This window comes from Prosthecomicrobium sp. N25 (assembly GCF_037203705.1).
Taxonomy (GTDB): Bacteria; Pseudomonadota; Alphaproteobacteria; order Rhizobiales; family Ancalomicrobiaceae; genus Prosthecodimorpha.
On sequence record NZ_JBBCAT010000001.1, the window covers coordinates 3,012,829 to 3,029,096 of the forward strand.

Below are 16,268 nucleotides of genomic sequence, written 5' to 3' on the forward strand. Positions count from 1 at the left end.
TCGCGCCCGATCGCGGCCCCCATAAGAAAAACCCCGCAGCCTTGCGGCTGCGGGGCTTCGATGGTCTTCGCCGGGTCGGCGTTCAGTGGGCGGTCACGCCGGACGCGTCGTCGTCGGCCGCGACCGGCGCGGTCGCCGGTTCCTCCCACTCGATCGGCTCGGGCAGGCGGGACAGCGCATGCTTCAGGACCTCGTCCATCCGGCTGACCGGCACGATCTCGAGCCCGCTCTTCACGTTCTCGGGGATGTCGGCCAGATCCTTGGCGTTGTCCTCCGGGATCAGCACCTTCTTGAGGCCGCCGCGCAGCGCCGCGAGCAGCTTCTCCTTCAGGCCGCCGATCGGCAGCACCCGCCCGCGCAGGGTCACCTCGCCGGTCATGGCGATGTCCTTCGAGATCGGGATGCCGGTCATCACGGAGACCATGCAGGTCGCCATGGCGATGCCCGCGGAGGGCCCGTCCTTCGGGGTCGCGCCCTCGGGCACGTGGACGTGCACGTCGCGCTTGTCGAAGAGCGGCGGCTCGATGCCGAAGTCGAGGGCCCGGGAGCGGACGTACGAGGCCGCCGCCGAGATCGATTCCTTCATCACGTCCTTGAGGTTGCCCGTCACCGTCATCTTGCCCTTGCCGGGCATCATGACGGCTTCGATCGTCAGCAACTCTCCGCCGACCTCGGTCCAGGCGAGGCCCGTCACCGCGCCCACCTGGTCCTCGCGCTCCGCCTCGCCGTAGCGGAAGCGGGGCACGCCGAGGTAATCCTCGAGCACCTTCATGTCCACCAGGACCTTGTCGGTCTTCTTCAGCACCAGATCCTTCGTGGCCTTGCGGGCCAGCGTCATGATCTCGCGCTCGAAGTTGCGCACGCCCGCCTCGCGGGTGTAGCGGCGGAGGATCTGCTTCAGCGCCTCGGGCGTGATCTCGAACTCGCCGGCGCCGAGGCCGTGGTCCTTCATCGCCTTCGGGATCAGGTGACGGCGCGCGATCTCGGCCTTCTCGTCCTCCGTGTAGCCCGCGATCCGGATGATCTCCATCCGGTCCATGAGCGGCGCCGGGATGTTGAGCGTATTGGCCGTGGTCACGAACATCACGTCCGAGAGGTCGTACTCGACCTCCAGGTAGTGATCCATGAAGGACTGGTTCTGCTCGGGATCGAGCACCTCCAGCAGCGCCGCCGACGGATCGCCGCGGAAGTCCATGCCCATCTTGTCGATCTCGTCGAGCAGGAAGAGCGGGTTGGACTTCTTGGCCTTGCGCATCGACTGCAGGACCTTGCCCGGCATGGAGCCGATATAGGTCCGGCGGTGTCCGCGAATCTCCGCCTCGTCACGCACGCCGCCGAGCGACATGCGCACGAACTCGCGCCCGGTCGCCTTGGCGATCGACTTGCCGAGCGAGGTCTTGCCGACGCCCGGAGGGCCGACGAGGCAGAGGATCGGCCCCTTCAGCTTGTTGGCGCGGGCCTGCACGGCGAGATACTCGACGATGCGCTCCTTGACCTTGTCGAGGCCGAAGTGGTCGGTGTCGAGCACCTCCTGGGCATGGACCAGGTCCTGCTTCAGCTTCGACTTCTTGCCCCAGGGCAGGCCCAGGAGCCAGTCGAGGTAGTTGCGCACCACGGTCGCCTCGGCCGACATCGGCGACATCTGCCGGAGCTTCTTCAGCTCGTTGCCGGCCTTCTCGCGGGCTTCCTTGGAGAGCTTGGTCTTCTTGATGCGCTCCTCGAGCTCGGCCAGCTCGTCGCGGCCGTCCTCGCTGTCGCCCAGCTCCTTCTGGATCGCCTTGATCTGCTCGTTCAGGTAGTACTCGCGCTGCGTCTTCTCCATCTGGCGCTTGACGCGCGTGCGGATGCGCTTCTCGACCTGGAGCACGGAAATCTCCGACTCCATGAAGCCGAGCACCTTCTCGAGCCTCTGCGAGACCGAGACGATGGCGAGCAGTTCCTGCTTCTCGGGGATCTTCACCGCGAGATGCGAGGCGACCGTATCGGCGAGCTTGGAATAGTCCTCGATCTGCGTGACGGTGCCCAGGACCTCCGGAGAGACCTTCTTGTTGAGCTTCACGTAGTTCTCGAACTCGCTCACCACTGAACGGGCGAGCGCCTCCATCTCGACCTTGGAGCCGACCTCCTCGGGGAGCGGCTTCACCTGGGCCTCGTAGAGGTCCTGGCGATCGGAGAACTTGACGATTTCGGCGCGGCTCGCCCCCTCGACGAGCACCTTGACGGTGCCGTCCGGCAGCTTCAGAAGCTGCAGCACGGAGGCGAGCGTGCCGATGGTGTAGATGGCGTCGGTCGCCGGATCGTCGTCCCCCGCGTTGATCTGGGTGGCGAGCAGGATCTGCTTGTCGGCGCGCATCACCTCTTCGAGCGCGCGAATGGACTTCTCGCGGCCGACGAAGAGGGGAACGATCATGTGCGGGAAGACGACGATGTCCCGGAGCGGCAGCACCGGATAGACGTCGGCGGATCCCCCGGCAGTGCGGGGCTTCTCGGTCATTGCTCTCATGTCCTTTCTCGTCGCACCTCGTCCCGGGCACGTGTCGCGGCCCCGAGGGAGGGCGGACCCGCGACGGCCCGGTGCGACGGTCCGGAGGGGTCAGGATCCCCCGGGCGACGCCACCGCTCTCGGCCGATTGCTTCCCGTCCCGATGGGCTGGGCCCGCGAAGCAGTCTCCGACGACCGTATCAGGTAGGTATTAGGTGGCTATGGGCACGGGGGGTGTCAAGGAAAACGCCCGCGCCTCCCACGGATATTCCACGCGTGGTGAAAGGCTTTTCGAAGCAAGGACTTGGCAGTCTCCGGCGCGGCCGGGCCCGAGCCGCGGCGGCCGGCCCCGCTCCGGCGATCGCGAGGCAACGTTACCGGATTGGCACAGGTGGGCCACTGGATGGGCCGCGCGAGGCGCGGGCCCGTCCCGCCCGTCTCATGCGCCGTCGGCGGGTCGGGCGAGGCCGAACATGAAAACGCCCGCCGGTAGGGCGGGCGCTTTCGAATCGAACCGGCGCGAGAACCTCAGGCCGACGTCGCCGCCTCCTGGCGATCCTCGTAGATGTAGAGGGGCCGGGCCTTGCCGTCGACGACCTCCGAGGAGATGACGATCTCCTTGACGCCCTTGAGGCCGGGCAGGTCGAACATGGTGTCGAGCAGGATCCCTTCCAGGATCGAGCGCAGGCCGCGTGCGCCGGTCTTGCGCTCGATCGCCTTGCGGGCGACCGCCTTCAGCGCCTCCTCGTGGAACACGAGTTCGACGCCCTCCATCTCGAACAGCCGCTGGTACTGCCGGGCCAGAGCGTTCTTGGGCTCTGTAAGGATCTTGACCAGCGCCTCCTCGTCCAGGTCCTCGAGCGTCGCCACGATGGGCAGGCGTCCGATGAACTCCGGGATGAGGCCGAACTTCAGGAGGTCCTCCGGCTCGACCATCCGGAAGAGGGTGCCCGTGCGGCGCTCCTCCGGAGCGGCGACCCGGGCCTTGAAGCCGATCGAGGTGCCGCGGCCGCGCTCGGAGATGATCTTCTCCAGCCCCGCGAAGGCGCCACCGACCACGAACAGGATGTTGGTGGTGTCGACCTGCAGGAACTCCTGCTGCGGGTGCTTGCGGCCGCCCTGCGGCGGGACCGAGGCCACCGTGCCTTCCATGATCTTGAGCAGCGCCTGCTGGACGCCCTCGCCCGACACGTCGCGGGTGATCGAGGGATTGTCCGACTTGCGGCTGATCTTGTCGACCTCGTCGATGTAGACGATGCCGCGCTGCGCTCGCTCGACGTTGTAGTCGGCCGCCTGCAACAGCTTCAGGATGATGTTCTCGACGTCCTCGCCGACATAGCCGGCCTCGGTCAGGGTCGTGGCGTCCGCCATCGTGAAGGGGACATCCAGGATGCGGGCGAGCGTCTGCGCGAGCAGCGTCTTGCCCGAGCCGGTCGGCCCGATGAGCAGCACGTTCGACTTCGCCAGCTCCACGTCGTTGTTCTTCGACGCGTGGTTCAGGCGCTTGTAGTGGTTGTGGACCGCGACCGACAGGACCTTCTTGGCATGATCCTGGCCGATGACATAGTCGTCGAGAACCTTGCGGATCTCGCGCGGCGTCGGAATGCCGTCGCGGGACTTGACCAGCGAGGATTTGTTCTCCTCGCGGATGATGTCCATGCACAACTCGACGCATTCGTCGCAGATGAACACCGTCGGTCCGGCGATCAGCTTGCGCACCTCGTGTTGCGACTTGCCGCAGAACGAGCAGTAGAGAGTGTTCTTGGTGTCGCTTCCGGTGACCTTGCCGCTCATCATCGTCTCCGTCGGGTGGCGCCCGCCCCGGTCGTCGGGACCGCGGCGGAGCCACGCCTCTTACAGGAGCCTCGGCCCCGGCTCGCCGCCCCGCTGGGACGCTCCGCCTCGGCTCCGGCCGGAAGCCGGGCGGACCGGCTCCCCATCAATGTCTCGCGCCCCGGACGACCCCGCCCGAGCGGCGCTGGACGAAACCCCGAAGGATCTCGTCCGGATCGACCCGACCCCAAGCTCCAATGCAATCATGCTAGAGCCCGAAAGATCAAGGTTGTCTTAAGGCGAAACTCGCCTCGGTTACGCTTGGTCCCCGCAGCGGTACTGCGACGAATACGCTCGCCGCGGCAGGCCGCGGCGCCGGATCAGCCGGCGGACGCTTCCAGGGCGGCGCGACTGGAGATCACGCCATCGATCAGCCCGAACTCCTTGGCGCGGTCGGGCGTCATGAAATTGTCGCGCTCCAGGGCCGTTTCGACGGTCGCGGGATCCTGGCCGGTATGCTTGCCGTAGATCTCGTTCAGCCGCTTCTTGAGCGCCAGGATCTCCTGGGCGTGCAGCTGGATGTCGACCGCCTGGCCGCGGAAGCCCGCGGACGGCTGGTGCAGCATGATTCGGGCGTTCGGCAGGGCGAAGCGCGCCCCCTTCTCGCCGGCGGCGAGGAGCAGCGACGCCATCGAGGCCGCCTGGCCGATGCAGAGCGTGGACACCTGCGGCTTGATGAACTGCATCGTGTCGTAGATCGCGAGGCCCGCCGTCACCAACCCGCCGGGCGAGTTGATGTACATCGCGATCTCCTTGTTCGGGTTCTCCGCCTCGAGGAAGAGGAGCTGCGCGCAGACCAGCGTCGCCATGTAGTCCTCGATGGGACCCGTGATGAAGATGATCCGCTCCTTCAAGAGGCGCGAGTAGATGTCGTAGGCCCGCTCGCCCCGGTTGGTCGTCTCGACGACCATCGGCACGAGCATGTTCATGTAGGTGTCGACGGGGTCCCTCATGAGGTCCTCGGTCCTTTGCGGTTGACTGCCTCGCGCATCCGGCGCGGCCGGGCCGGCGGCGCCGGCCGATTCTCGATGGTCCCGCCGGCGCTCTCCGGACCGATCCGGAACGGCGGGCGCGCGCAGACGGGTCGTGTGCCGGTCACTCTTCGGACTTCTCCGGGCACTCCCGATGTCATCTCCGATACATATTGCAAGAAACCGGCCAGAGGAAGGGGCGCGGGCCGCCCCTCGACCTCGGCTCACGGTAACCTGAAAAGCTTACCAAGGGACGAGCGCCGGGAACCGAACGAAGAAGCCCGTCGCGCGGGACGGGCTTCGCTCACGTCAGATATCGGGTGGAGGAGGCCGGGGATCAAGCCTCCTCCGGCTCCTTGAACAACTCGTCCTTGGAGACGGTCCTGTCGCTCACCTTCGCCTGGCCGAGGATCCAGTCGACGACCTTGTCCTCGAAGAGCGGCGCGCGCAGCGTGGCGAGCGCCATCGGGTTCTTCGAGTAGTACTCGTAGACTTCCTTCTCCTGGCCCGGGAACTGGCGGACGCGCTCGACGAGGGCTCGGCTGACCTCCTCGTCGGTCACCTTCACGTCGTTCTTCTCGCCGACCTCGGAGAGGACGAGGCCGAGGCGCACGCGGCGCTCGGCGATCTTGCGGTAGTCCGCGCGGGCCGCCTCCTCGGTCGTGCTCTCGTCCTCGAAGGTCTTTCCGGCCTGGGCCATCTCGTCGGAGACCTGCTTCCAGATCTGCTCGAACTCACCCTCGACCAGCTTCCCGGGCAGCGTGAAGGTGTAGAGCGCGTCGAGCGTGTCGAGGAGCTTGCGCTTGACCTTGGCGCGCGACGCCGAGGCGAACTGATTCTGGATCTGCTCCTTGATCACCTCGCGGAGCTTCGCCACCGATTCGAGCCCGAGCTTCTGGGCCCACTCGTCGTCGACGACGAGCTCGCCGGGCGCCTGCACGGCCTTCACGGTGACCTCGAACTCCGCCGGCTTGCCGGCGAGATGCTTGGCCGGATACTCCTCCGGGAAGGAGACGTTGACTGTCTTGGCGTCCCCCGCCGAGGCGCCGACGAGCTGCTCCTCGAAGCCGGGGATGAACTGGCCCGAGCCGAGCGTCAGGTCGACGTCCGTGCCGGATCCGCCCTCGAAGGCCACGCCGTCGAGCTTGCCGACGAAGTCGATGGTGACGCGGTCGCCGGTGGCCGCCGGGCCCTCCTTGGCGACGAACGGCCGGTTGCCCTCCGCGATGCGGTTGACCTGCTCGTCGACCTCGGCCTCGGTCACCTCGGCGACCGGGCGCTCCAGCTCGATCGAGGACATGTCCTTCAGGTCGAACTCGGGGAGGAGCTCGTAGGACGCGGTGAAGACCAGGTCCGCCTCGCCGGAGACGACCTTCTCGGCCTCGGTCTCGTCGGCGAGCTTGACCTCGGGGTTGAGCGCCGGACGCTCCTTGCGCTCCTCGACCACGCTGCGGATCGTCTCGCCGATCACCGTGTCGATGATCTGCGCCATCTCCTGCCGCCCGACGAGGCGCTTCAGGTGGGCGACGGGCACCTTGCCGGGCCGGAAGCCGTTGATCCGGACACGATCCTTCATCTCGTTCAGCCGCGCGTCGAGACGGCTGGAGAGATCATGGGCCGGCACGACGAGCCTCAGCTCGCGCTTGAGGCCCTCGGAAAGAGTCTCGGTCACCTGCATGGGGGCGTAGTCCTGTTCGTTATCGGGGTACGGCGACGCGCCCCCTCCGGTGCCCGACCGGGAAGGCGCTCCGCCCACGTTTCGGGCGCCGTCATAGTCGGGACGCGCCGCATTGGGAAGCGAAATGTGGGATGCGGCCCGGAATTTCCAGGTCCGGACGGGCCGGGCGTCGGTTGCCGATCGCCCGCCCTCCGCCTATGGTGCGGCGCGATGCGGGTGTGGTGGAACTGGTAGACACAACGGATTTAGGTTCCGTCGCCGCGAGGCATGGGGGTTCGAGTCCCTTCACCCGCACCACCCCCCTCCTCCTTCCAGAGCCAGGCCGCCCCGCGCACGCCCGACGAATCCCCGTGGAGCGCCTTGACGATCGGCGTCTCGACCGTGTCGGCGAAGACGTAAGGGGCGACGAGGCCGGGAAGCACCCCGTAGAGCTCGTCGACATTCGACATGCCGCCGCCCAGCACGAAGACGTCCGGGTCGACAATGTCGATCAGGAGCGCGATGGAGCGGGCCAGCCGGTCGGCATAGATCGCGAAGGTTTGCCGCGCGGCCGCGTCGCCGGCCCGCATGCGCTCGACGATCTCGCGGCCCTTCAGCGCCGCCCCGGTGCGCTCCCGGTGCTCGCGCTCGAAGCCGACGCCGGAGCACATCATGTCCAGGCAGCCCGTCCGCCCGCACCAGCAGGCCGGACCCGGATACTCCTCCGGCCCCTTCGGCCAGGGCAGCGAATAATGCCCGATCTCGCCCGCGAGGCCCTGGAAGCCGGTATGCGGGCGGCCATCCAGGGCGATCCCCGAGCCGTGACCGGTGCCGAGGATGAGGCCGTGGACGACCCGCGCCCCCGCCCCCGCCCCGTCGACCGCCTCCGACACCGCGAAGCAATTGGCGTCGTTCTGCAACCTCACGGGCCGGCCGAGCGCGGCCTCCAGGTCGCGGCGCAGCGGACGGCCGTTGAGCCACCAGGAATTGGCGTTGCGGATGAGGCCCGTGCGCGGGTTCTCGCTGCCCGGCATGCCGATCCCGATGCTGCCGCGCCGCCCCGCCGCCTGCTCCACCGCGAGGACGAGGTCGCGCACGGCCACGATCGAGCCATCGTAGTCCTCGCGCGGCGTCGGGATGCGGCGGCGGAACAGCTCCGCCCCGGCCTCGTCGAGCCCGATCGCCTCGATCTTCGTGCCGCCCCAGTCGATCCCGATCAGCATCCGCCGCCTCTCCTCGCGCGCCTCGCAACAGGGCTACCGCATCGCCATCCGTGTCTCAACGGAGAGGCTGGCCGCGCCGATGGCTCTATATCAAGAAGACGAAGAAGGACCGCGACCTTGCCCGCCACACCCCCGCCCCGCCCCGCCGGAACGCCCGTACGCCTCGTCGAGCGCCGCCTGCCGCCCGATCTGGACGAGGCGCTTCTCGCCCGCCTGGTCGACGGCTTCTATGAACGCGTGCGCGGGGACGAGCGGCTGGGGCCCGTCTTCGACGCCGCCATACCTCCTGGGGCCTGGCCGGCCCATCTCGCCCGCATGCGCGCCTTCTGGGGTTCGGTCGCGCTGGGGGCCGGCGGCTACGACGGCCGCCCCGTGCCGAAGCACGTCGGCCTGCCCGGCATCGACGACGCCCTCTTCGCCCGCTGGCTCGCGCTCTTCCGCGCCACCGCGGAGGACCTCGCCAGCGCCGAGACGGCCGAGATCCTGGTCGAATACGCCGAGCGGATCGCCCACAGCCTGCGCCTCGCCGTCGCCTTCGCGGAAGGCCGCGACACGGTCGGGCTGGAGCGGCTCCGGGCCGGATAGGCCTCAGTCGCTGCCGCCGTAGTCGGGCTCGTCGTCCGCCGCCATCAGCGACCCGGGCGGCAGCGCCGCCTCCCGCGCTTCCCGGTAGAGATCGGCCAACGCCGGGCGCAGCTCGGGCGCGAGGTGCTCAGCGGTGAGCCCCGGGCCGGCCCGCCGCCCGCACTCCCCGTGCAGCCAAACCGCCGCCGCGGCCGCCTCGAAGCCGGGCAGCCCGCGCGCCAGGAGCCCGCCCGCAATTCCGGCGAGCACGTCCCCCGAGCCCGCCGTGGCGAGGTCGGGCGGCGCGTTGTCGTTGATGGCCGCCCGGCCGTCGGGTGCGGCCACGACGGTGTCGGCCCCCTTCAGGACGACCACCGCGCCCGAGCGCCGCGCCGCCGCCCGCGCCCGCTCCGTCTTCGGGCCCCCGGCGAGGTCGGGGAAGAGGCGGGCGAACTCGCCCTCGTGCGGGGTCAGGATCACCGGGCCGCCGCCGGACCGGATCAGGCCGAAAAGGGCCTCGGGATCCTCCGCGAAGCTCGTCAGCGCGTCGGCGTCGAGCACCGCGCCCCGCGCGCCCCCGAGCACGGCCCCGACGAGGCTGCGCGTCGCCTCCCCGACCCCGGCGGCCGGCCCGATCACAACCGCGTTCAGCCGGCGGTCCGCGAGGAGTCCGCGAAGCCCGTCGGCGCCCGCGATCTCGGCGATCATGACGGCGGTCAGGTGGGTCGCCGCGACCCGCGCCGCCGCCGGATCGGCCGCCAGCGTGACGAGGCCGGCCCCCGCCGCCAGCGCGGCGCCCGCCGCCAGCCGCGCCGCCCCGGTCCTGAGCGCCGGCCCGCTGACCACCACCGCATGCCCGCGCGCGTATTTGTGGTCGGCGAGGCCCGGTGCGGCCAGCCGGTCGCGCCACAGGGGCGGACGGTTGCGGAAGAGCCGCGGGCCGATCTCGCGGAGCGTCCAGGCCGGGATGCCGATGTCGGCGAGCGTGACCGTGCCCGCATGCACCCGCCCGGGCAGGAGCAGGTGGCCCGGCTTCAGCCGGAAGAAGGTGACCGACCCCTCGGCCCGGATCGCGGTGCCCAGGACCGCGCCCGTCGCCCCGTCGATGCCGGACGGCAGGTCGACCGCCAGGACCGGCCGGCGCGACCGGTTCACCGCGTCGACCACCGCCGCCGCCTCCCCGTCGAGCGGCCGCGCGAGCCCGGCCCCAAAGAGCGCATCCACCACGGCGCCCGCCCGGCCGAGCAGCCGCGGCGCGCTGCCCCCGTCGAGCGGCTCCACCGGGTCGCGCCAGGTCGCGGCCGCCAGCGCCGCGTCGCCGGCGAGCCGGGCGCGGTCCCCCAGCAGCGCCAGCGTCACCAGGTAGCCGCGCTCCTTCAGGACCCGGGCGGCGACGAAGCCGTCCCCGCCGTTGTTGCCCGGCCCGCAGAGCACCAGCACGCGGGTGCCGAGGGGATGACGGACCGAGACCGCGTCCGCCACCGCCCGTCCGGCCCGCTCCATAAGCGTGATGCCGGCGGTCCCGGCGTCGATCGCCAGCCGGTCGGCACGGCCCATTTCGGCGGGGGTGAGGAGCTCGATCATGGCGGCGTCCGGTTGGATCCGGCGGAAGAGTGGCGGCTGCGCCCGGCCTCCGCAAGGTCCGCGCGGCGGGCGCCTCCGCGTCTCTCGGGTCCGATTCGGTGGTTCGCCGCCGTCCGCGCCGCGGCGAGGCGCCGGATGTTCCCGCGGGCGGGCGCGACCGAGCGTCGCGGGCGTAGTTGTGCGCAGGCACGACGACCGGCGCGCCAGGGCACGGGAGCCTCTCGGCCCGTCGTGGCCCACCCCGGCGAGGCGCCCGCGCGTCGAGAGCCCGATGCTCAGCCGTTGGTCACCGAACTGGGCAAATCGTGTGCACAGATCTTGTGCATATGCCTAGTTTAACGGCTATTGCGTCCGTGCCGACAGGACACCAGAATGCCGGAAGGACCCGTCCTGCGCGATTTCTGGGCGTGTCGGAATATCGGTTCCCAATGGCACGCGGCGTGCTAATGACGGTCGCGGACCGGTGACGAGCCGGTCCCTCTCACATCTTCGGAGTGTCGGAGGCGATGAAGAAGATCGAGGCTATCATCAAGCCCTTCAAGCTGGACGAGGTGAAGGAGGCGCTCCAGGAGGTCGGACTCCAGGGCATCACCGTCACCGAGGCCAAGGGCTTCGGCCGGCAGAAGGGCCACACGGAACTCTACCGCGGCGCGGAATACGTCGTGGACTTCCTGCCGAAGGTGAAGGTCGAGATCGTGCTTCCCGACGAGATGGTCGAGAAGGCGGTCGATGCGATCCGCAAGGCCGCCCAGACCGGACGCATCGGCGACGGCAAGATCTTCGTCTCCAACATCGAGGAAGCCGTCCGCATCCGCACCGGTGAGACCGGGTTGGACGCGATCTGATCCCCTCAGCCCGCCTAGACCCCGGCAGTACCCCGCCTTTCGGGCCCGTCTTCCCGACCGCGGCAGCGCGCCCGCCCAGAAATCCAAGAAAGGGAACCGTCCCATGAAGACCGCCAAGGACGTCTTGCAATTCATCAAGGACAACGACGTCAAGTACGTTGATTTCCGCTTCACCGACCCGCGTGGCAAGTGGCAGCACGTCACCTTCGACGTGACCATGATCGACGAGGACATCTTCGCCGACGGCACCGCTTTCGACGGTTCCTCCATCGCCGGCTGGAAGGCCATCAACGAGTCCGACATGATGCTCATGCCGGATCCGGCCACCGCCTGCATCGACCCCTTCTTCGCGCAGACCACGCTCTCGATCGTCTGCGACATCCTCGAGCCCTCGACTGGCGAGCGCTACACCCGCGACCCGCGCGGCATCGCCAAGAAGGCCGAGGCCTACATGAAGTCGCTCGGCGTGGGCGACACCGTCTACGTCGGCCCCGAGGCCGAGTTCTTCATCTTCTCGGATGTGAAGTACTCCGCCACGCCGTACAAGACCGGCTTCCAGGTCGACGATCCGGAGCTGCCGATCAACACCGACACCGATTATGACGGCGGCAATCTCGGCCATCACGTCAAGACCAAGGGCGGCTACTTCCCGGTTCCGCCGATCGACTCGTGCCAGGACATCCGCGGCGAGATGCTCGCCATGATGGCCAAGATGGGCGTCACGGTCGAGAAGCACCATCACGAGGTGGCTTCGGCGCAGCACGAGCTGGGCATGAAGTTCAACACCCTCACCCTGATGGCCGACCAGATGCAGATCTACAAGTACTGCATCCATCAGGTCGCCCAGGCCTACGGCAAGACCGCGACCTTCATGCCGAAGCCGATCTTCGGCGACAACGGCTCGGGCATGCACGTCCACCAGTCGATCTGGAAGGGCGGCAAGCCGGTCTTCGCCGGCAACCAGTATGCCGACCTGTCGGAGACCTGCCTCTACTACATCGGCGGCATCCTGAAGCACGCCAAGGCGCTCAACGCCTTCACCAACCCGTCGACGAACTCCTACAAGCGTCTCGTCCCGGGCTACGAGGCCCCGGTCCTGCTCGCCTACTCGGCGCGCAACCGCTCGGCCTCCTGCCGCATCCCCTACACCACCTCGCCGAAGGCCAAGCGCGTGGAGGTCCGCTTCCCGGATCCGACCGCCAACCCCTACCTCGCCTTCGCGGCGATGCTGATGGCCGGCCTCGACGGCATCAACAACAAGATCCATCCCGGCCAGGCGATGGACAAGAACCTCTACGACCTGCCCCCGAAGGAGCTTAAGAAGATCCCGACGGTGTGCGGCTCGCTCCGCGAGGCCCTCGAGTCGCTCAAGAAGGACAACGCCTTCCTGACCGCCGGCGGCGTCTTCGACGCGGACTTCATCGAGAGCTACATCGAGCTCAAGTGGGAAGAGCTGATGCGCTACGAGATGACCCCGCATCCGGTCGAGTACGAGATGTACTACAGCGTCTGATCCGCGATCGGACGACGGCAGACGTCAGAAGGGGCGCCGGCGACGGCGCCCCTTTCGTTTTTCGGCAGCCGGCTGCGCTCACGCCCCGGCCGTCTCCGCCCCGCCCCGCCCCAGCGCCACCGCCTGCACGACCGCGAAGCCGAGCACGGCGGCGGCCTGCGCCAGCACGAAGGCGATGCCCAGCGCCGTCGGGTGCAGCACCGGGACGGCGAGGAGGCCGAGGCTGGCGGCGACCCAGGCGAGGTTCGCGCCCACCACGATCCAGACCCCGGCGCGCGGGATCGGCCGGCTCCGGGCGAGCCAGAGGAGCCCGGCCACGAAGGGCAGGAGCACGAGCCCCGCCTCCCGCAGCAGGGCTTCGGGCAGGCCCAGCCAGCCCGCGAGGGCGCCGCCGCCGAGGGCGAGCAGGAGCCCGGTCGCACCGCTCGCGGCGGCGTCGAGCAGCAGGGCGGTCTTCAGCAGTCGGTCGGTGGTCATCGTCGTGTCTCCTGTTTGGTGGGACGATGGCCCGATGCTGCCCGGCGGCGGGCGGCCGGTCGATTAAGCGGCAGGTAATTGGATCGCGGCCCGGCGGGGGCCTAGGATCGCCCCATGACCCGGATCCTCGCCCCCGCCCGTCGCCCCGTCGGCGACCTCCTGCGCGAATGGCGCCAGCGCCGCCGCCTCAGCCAGCTCGACTTCGCCCTGGACGTGGATATCTCGCAGAAGCACCTGAGCTTCATCGAGAGCGGGCGTTCCGCCCCGAGCCGCGACATGGTGCTGAGGCTCGCCGAGCGGCTCGACGTTCCGCTGCGGGTCCGCAACCTGATGCTCCTCGCCGCCGGCTACGCCCCGGTCTTCCCGGAACTGCCCCTCGACGATCCGGCGCTCGCCGCCGCGCGCGCGGCGATCGACATGGTCCTCGCCGGCCATGAGCCCCTGCCGGCGCTCGCCGTCGACCGCCGCTGGACCATGCTCGCCGCGAATGCCGCCGTCCCCCGCCTCATCGGCGCAATCCCGGACGCGACCTTGCTGCGCCCGCCCGTCAACGTCCTCCGCCTCAGCCTCCACCCCGGCGGCCTCGCCCCGCGAATCCTCAACCTCGGTGCCTGGCGTGCCCATCTCCTCGATCGCCTGCGCCGCGAGGTGGATGCGAGCGCCGACCCCCACCTCGTCGCCCTCCTGGAGGAGCTCCGCGCCTATCCGGCGGGGCCCAGCGAAGACGTCGGCCCCGCCGAGGATCCGTCCGGGCTCTTCGTGCCCCTCCGCCTCTTAACGCCCGCCGGCCCCCTGTCGCTTTTCTCCACCACCACCGTCTTCGGCACGCCCACGGAGATCACCCTCTCGGAGATCGCCATCGAGGCCTTCTTCCCGGCCGACGAGACGACGGCGAAGCGGCTCCGGCAGCTGGCGGATCCGCAAGCCCCGGCCGACCCTACGCCCTGACGGGCTCCGCCCTGCGCCCGGGCGACGCGTTGCGCGGCCGGCGGCGGGGCGGCCATACTCGCCCGAACAACGGAGCCGACGCGCCTCGGTTGCGCCCGGCCAAGGAGGAACCCCATGCACGACTTCTACGGCGAGACGCAGCGCGCGCTGCAGGACCGGTTCGATACGCGGCGGCTCGCCGACCGGCTCGACATGGCCATCATCCACGACACGGTGGAGCCCGACGAGAAGGCCTTCATCGAGAGCCGCGACCTCTTCTTCCTCTCCACCGTCGGGGCGGACGGCCAGCCGACCGTCTCCTACAAGGGCGGACCGGTCGGCTTCGTCCGGGTCGTCGACGACCGCACCCTCGCCTTCCCCAACTACGACGGCAACGGCATGTACCTGTCGATGGGCAACGCGGCGGCGACCGCCAAGGTCGGCCTGCTCTTCATCGACTTCGAACGCCCGCACCGCCTGCGGGCCCACGGCGTCGCCACCGTTTCGGCCGACGATCCCCTCCTCGGCAGCTTTCCCGGCGCCGATCTGGTGGTGCGGGTCGCGCTCACGTCGATCCACGTGAACTGCCCGCGCTACATCCACCCCCATGTCCGCAAGGAGACGTCCCGCTACGTCCCGCAGGCCGGCTGCGAGCAGCCGGTCCCCGGCTGGAAGCGCATCGACCTCCTCCAGGACGCCCTGCCGGGGCGCGATGCGGACGCGGCCGCGAAAGGCGGGGGCGTCATCACCAAGGACGAGTACGTGGCGCTCATGGTCGAGGGGAAGATCTGAGACCCGAGCAGGGGAACGGCGGGCGCCACCCGGGTGACGCCCGCCGTCTCCCGTCCGGCTCGACCTCGCGTCAGCCGGTCGTGACGGCGGTCTCGACGTCCGAGGGATCCACGTCGTGCGACAGGCCGGCGGCGAGCTTCTCGCGGTCGAGTTCACCTTCCCACCAGGCGACCACGATCGCCGCCACGCCGTTGCCGGTAAGGTTGGTGAGCGCCCGGCACTCGGACATGAACTTGTCGATGCCGAGCAGGATCGCCATGCCGGGGACGAGCGCGGGATTCACGACCGCCAGCGTGGCGGCGAGGGTGATGAAGCCGGCGCCGGTCACCCCGCTCGCGCCCTTGGAGGTCAGCATGGCAACGACCAGGATGGTCATCTGCTGGCCGAAGTCCAGGTGGACGCCCATGGCCTGAGCGATGAACAGCGTCGCGAGCGTCATGTAGATGTTGGTGCCGTCGAGGTTGAAGGAGTAGCCGGTCGGCACCACCAGGCCGACCACGGACTTCGAGCAGCCGAGCCGCTCGAGCTTCTCCATGAGCTGCGGCAGCGCACTCTCGGACGACGACGTGCCGAGCACGATCAGGAGCTCGTCCTTGATGTAGCCGAGGAACTTCAGGATCGAGAATCCGGCCACCCGGGCGATGAGGCCGAGCACCACGAAGACGAAGAGCGCGGCGGTCAGGTAGAAGGTGGCGATCAGGCCGGCGAGGCTGCCGAGCGCCTGCGGCCCGAACTTGCCCACCGTGTAGGCCATCGCCCCGAAGGCGCCGATCGGCGCGGCCTTCATCACGATGGCGATGACGCCGAAGACCGCATGCGCGACGTCGTCGATGAGTGCCCGGACCGTGTGGCCGCGCTCGCCCAGGATCATCAGCGCGAAGCCGAACAGGATGGCGAAGAGCAGGACCTGCAGGATGTCGCCCTTGGCGAAGGCGCCGACGACGCTGTCCGGGATGATGTTGAGGACGAAGTCGACCGACTTCATCTCGCCGGCCTGCTTGGTGTACTGCACCACCGCCGCGGCGTCCGGCGCCTTGCCGCCGAAGCCCGCCCCCGGCTGGATGATGTTGCCGACGAGCAGGCCGATGGCGAGCGCGAAGGTCGAGACGATCTCGAAGTAGAGCAGCGCCTTGACCCCGACCCGCCCGACCTTGCGGGCGTCCTGGATATGCGCGATGCCAGAGACGACCGTGCAGAAGATGACCGGCGCGATCACCATCTTGATCAGCTTGACGAAGCCGTCGCCCATCGCCTTGACCCAGTCGTTGGTGGCGAAGGCGGGGAAGAGCCAGCCGACCAGGGCCCCGAGAACGATCGCGGCGAGCACCTGGACGTAGAGAAGACGATAGAGCGGCTTGCGCTCGGAGACGTGTTCGACATGCGCGACGGCTGTCATGGCT

12 protein-coding genes, 1 tRNA gene and 1 pseudogene are annotated in these 16,268 nt (G+C 69.2%); 6 read left to right on the top strand and 8 right to left on the bottom strand.

From position 1 onward, the window contains the following. Positions 1-82: 82 nt before the first annotated feature. The 4 genes from lon to tig all read right to left on the bottom strand — a co-directional run bounded on the left by lon (position 83) and on the right by tig (position 6,964). Positions 83-2,494 carry an endopeptidase La gene (lon, locus tag WBG79_RS13700; protein WP_337357945.1) on the bottom strand — a complete coding sequence of 804 codons (2,412 nt, stop codon included), beginning with the start codon at positions 2,492-2,494 and terminating at the stop codon, positions 83-85. A gap of 516 nt (positions 2,495-3,010) precedes the next feature. After that, positions 3,011-4,276, bottom strand: coding sequence for an ATP-dependent Clp protease ATP-binding subunit ClpX (gene clpX, locus WBG79_RS13705; protein ID WP_337357661.1), 1,266 nt, complete (start codon positions 4,274-4,276; stop codon positions 3,011-3,013). Between the two features lie 359 nt (positions 4,277-4,635). Then, positions 4,636-5,268, bottom strand: coding sequence for an ATP-dependent Clp protease proteolytic subunit (locus tag WBG79_RS13710; RefSeq protein WP_337357662.1), 633 nt, complete (start codon positions 5,266-5,268; stop codon positions 4,636-4,638). 355 nt (positions 5,269-5,623) lie between these two features. Next, positions 5,624-6,964: a trigger factor gene (tig, locus tag WBG79_RS13715; protein WP_337357663.1), complete on the bottom strand. Its 1,341-nt coding sequence runs from the start codon at positions 6,962-6,964 to the stop codon at positions 5,624-5,626. Between the two features lie 212 nt (positions 6,965-7,176). Here tig and WBG79_RS13720 point away from each other — a divergent pair. Beyond that, positions 7,177-7,261 (top strand) — tRNA-Leu (locus WBG79_RS13720). Positions 7,262-7,269: 8 nt separating this feature from the next. On the opposite strand, the pseudogene WBG79_RS13725 reads toward WBG79_RS13720, so the two are convergent. Continuing rightward, a pseudogene (locus WBG79_RS13725) lies at positions 7,270-8,166 on the bottom strand (ROK family protein); the annotation flags it as partial. 117 nt (positions 8,167-8,283) lie between these two features. Here WBG79_RS13725 and WBG79_RS13730 point away from each other — a divergent pair. Further along, positions 8,284-8,751: a group III truncated hemoglobin gene (locus tag WBG79_RS13730; protein ID WP_337357664.1), complete on the top strand. Its 468-nt coding sequence runs from the start codon at positions 8,284-8,286 to the stop codon at positions 8,749-8,751. A 3-nt stretch (positions 8,752-8,754) separates the two neighbouring features. On the opposite strand, the gene WBG79_RS13735 is transcribed toward WBG79_RS13730, so the two are convergent. After that, positions 8,755-10,314: an NAD(P)H-hydrate dehydratase gene (locus WBG79_RS13735; RefSeq protein ID WP_337357665.1), complete on the bottom strand. Its 1,560-nt coding sequence runs from the start codon at positions 10,312-10,314 to the stop codon at positions 8,755-8,757. A gap of 506 nt (positions 10,315-10,820) precedes the next feature. Between WBG79_RS13735 and WBG79_RS13740 the strand changes: the two genes are divergently transcribed. Beyond that, positions 10,821-11,159 carry a P-II family nitrogen regulator gene (locus tag WBG79_RS13740; protein ID WP_337357666.1) on the top strand — a complete coding sequence of 113 codons (339 nt, stop codon included), beginning with the start codon at positions 10,821-10,823 and terminating at the stop codon, positions 11,157-11,159. 103 nt (positions 11,160-11,262) lie between these two features. Next, positions 11,263-12,672, top strand: coding sequence for a type I glutamate--ammonia ligase (gene glnA / locus WBG79_RS13745; protein WP_337357667.1), 1,410 nt, complete (start codon positions 11,263-11,265; stop codon positions 12,670-12,672). Between the two features lie 78 nt (positions 12,673-12,750). Here the strand turns inward: glnA and WBG79_RS13750 are convergent, their stop codons facing one another. Beyond that, positions 12,751-13,149 (bottom strand): hypothetical protein, encoded by a 399-nt coding sequence (locus WBG79_RS13750; RefSeq protein ID WP_337357668.1) that lies wholly within the window; start codon positions 13,147-13,149, stop codon positions 12,751-12,753. A gap of 114 nt (positions 13,150-13,263) precedes the next feature. Here WBG79_RS13750 and WBG79_RS13755 point away from each other — a divergent pair, with 114 nt between their 5' ends. Both WBG79_RS13755 and WBG79_RS13760 read left to right on the top strand, forming a co-directional pair. Beyond that, a complete protein-coding gene (locus tag WBG79_RS13755) occupies positions 13,264-14,097 on the top strand; it encodes a helix-turn-helix domain-containing protein (RefSeq protein ID WP_337357669.1) in 834 nt (277 codons plus the stop codon). Positions 14,098-14,211: 114 nt separating this feature from the next. Beyond that, positions 14,212-14,868: a pyridoxamine 5'-phosphate oxidase family protein gene (locus WBG79_RS13760; RefSeq protein WP_337357670.1), complete on the top strand. Its 657-nt coding sequence runs from the start codon at positions 14,212-14,214 to the stop codon at positions 14,866-14,868. 70 nt (positions 14,869-14,938) lie between these two features. On the opposite strand, the gene WBG79_RS13765 is transcribed toward WBG79_RS13760, so the two are convergent. Continuing rightward, entirely contained in the window at positions 14,939-16,264 is a 1,326-nt protein-coding gene (locus WBG79_RS13765; RefSeq protein WP_337357671.1) for a dicarboxylate/amino acid:cation symporter, read from the bottom strand. Positions 16,265-16,268 lie beyond the last annotated feature (4 nt).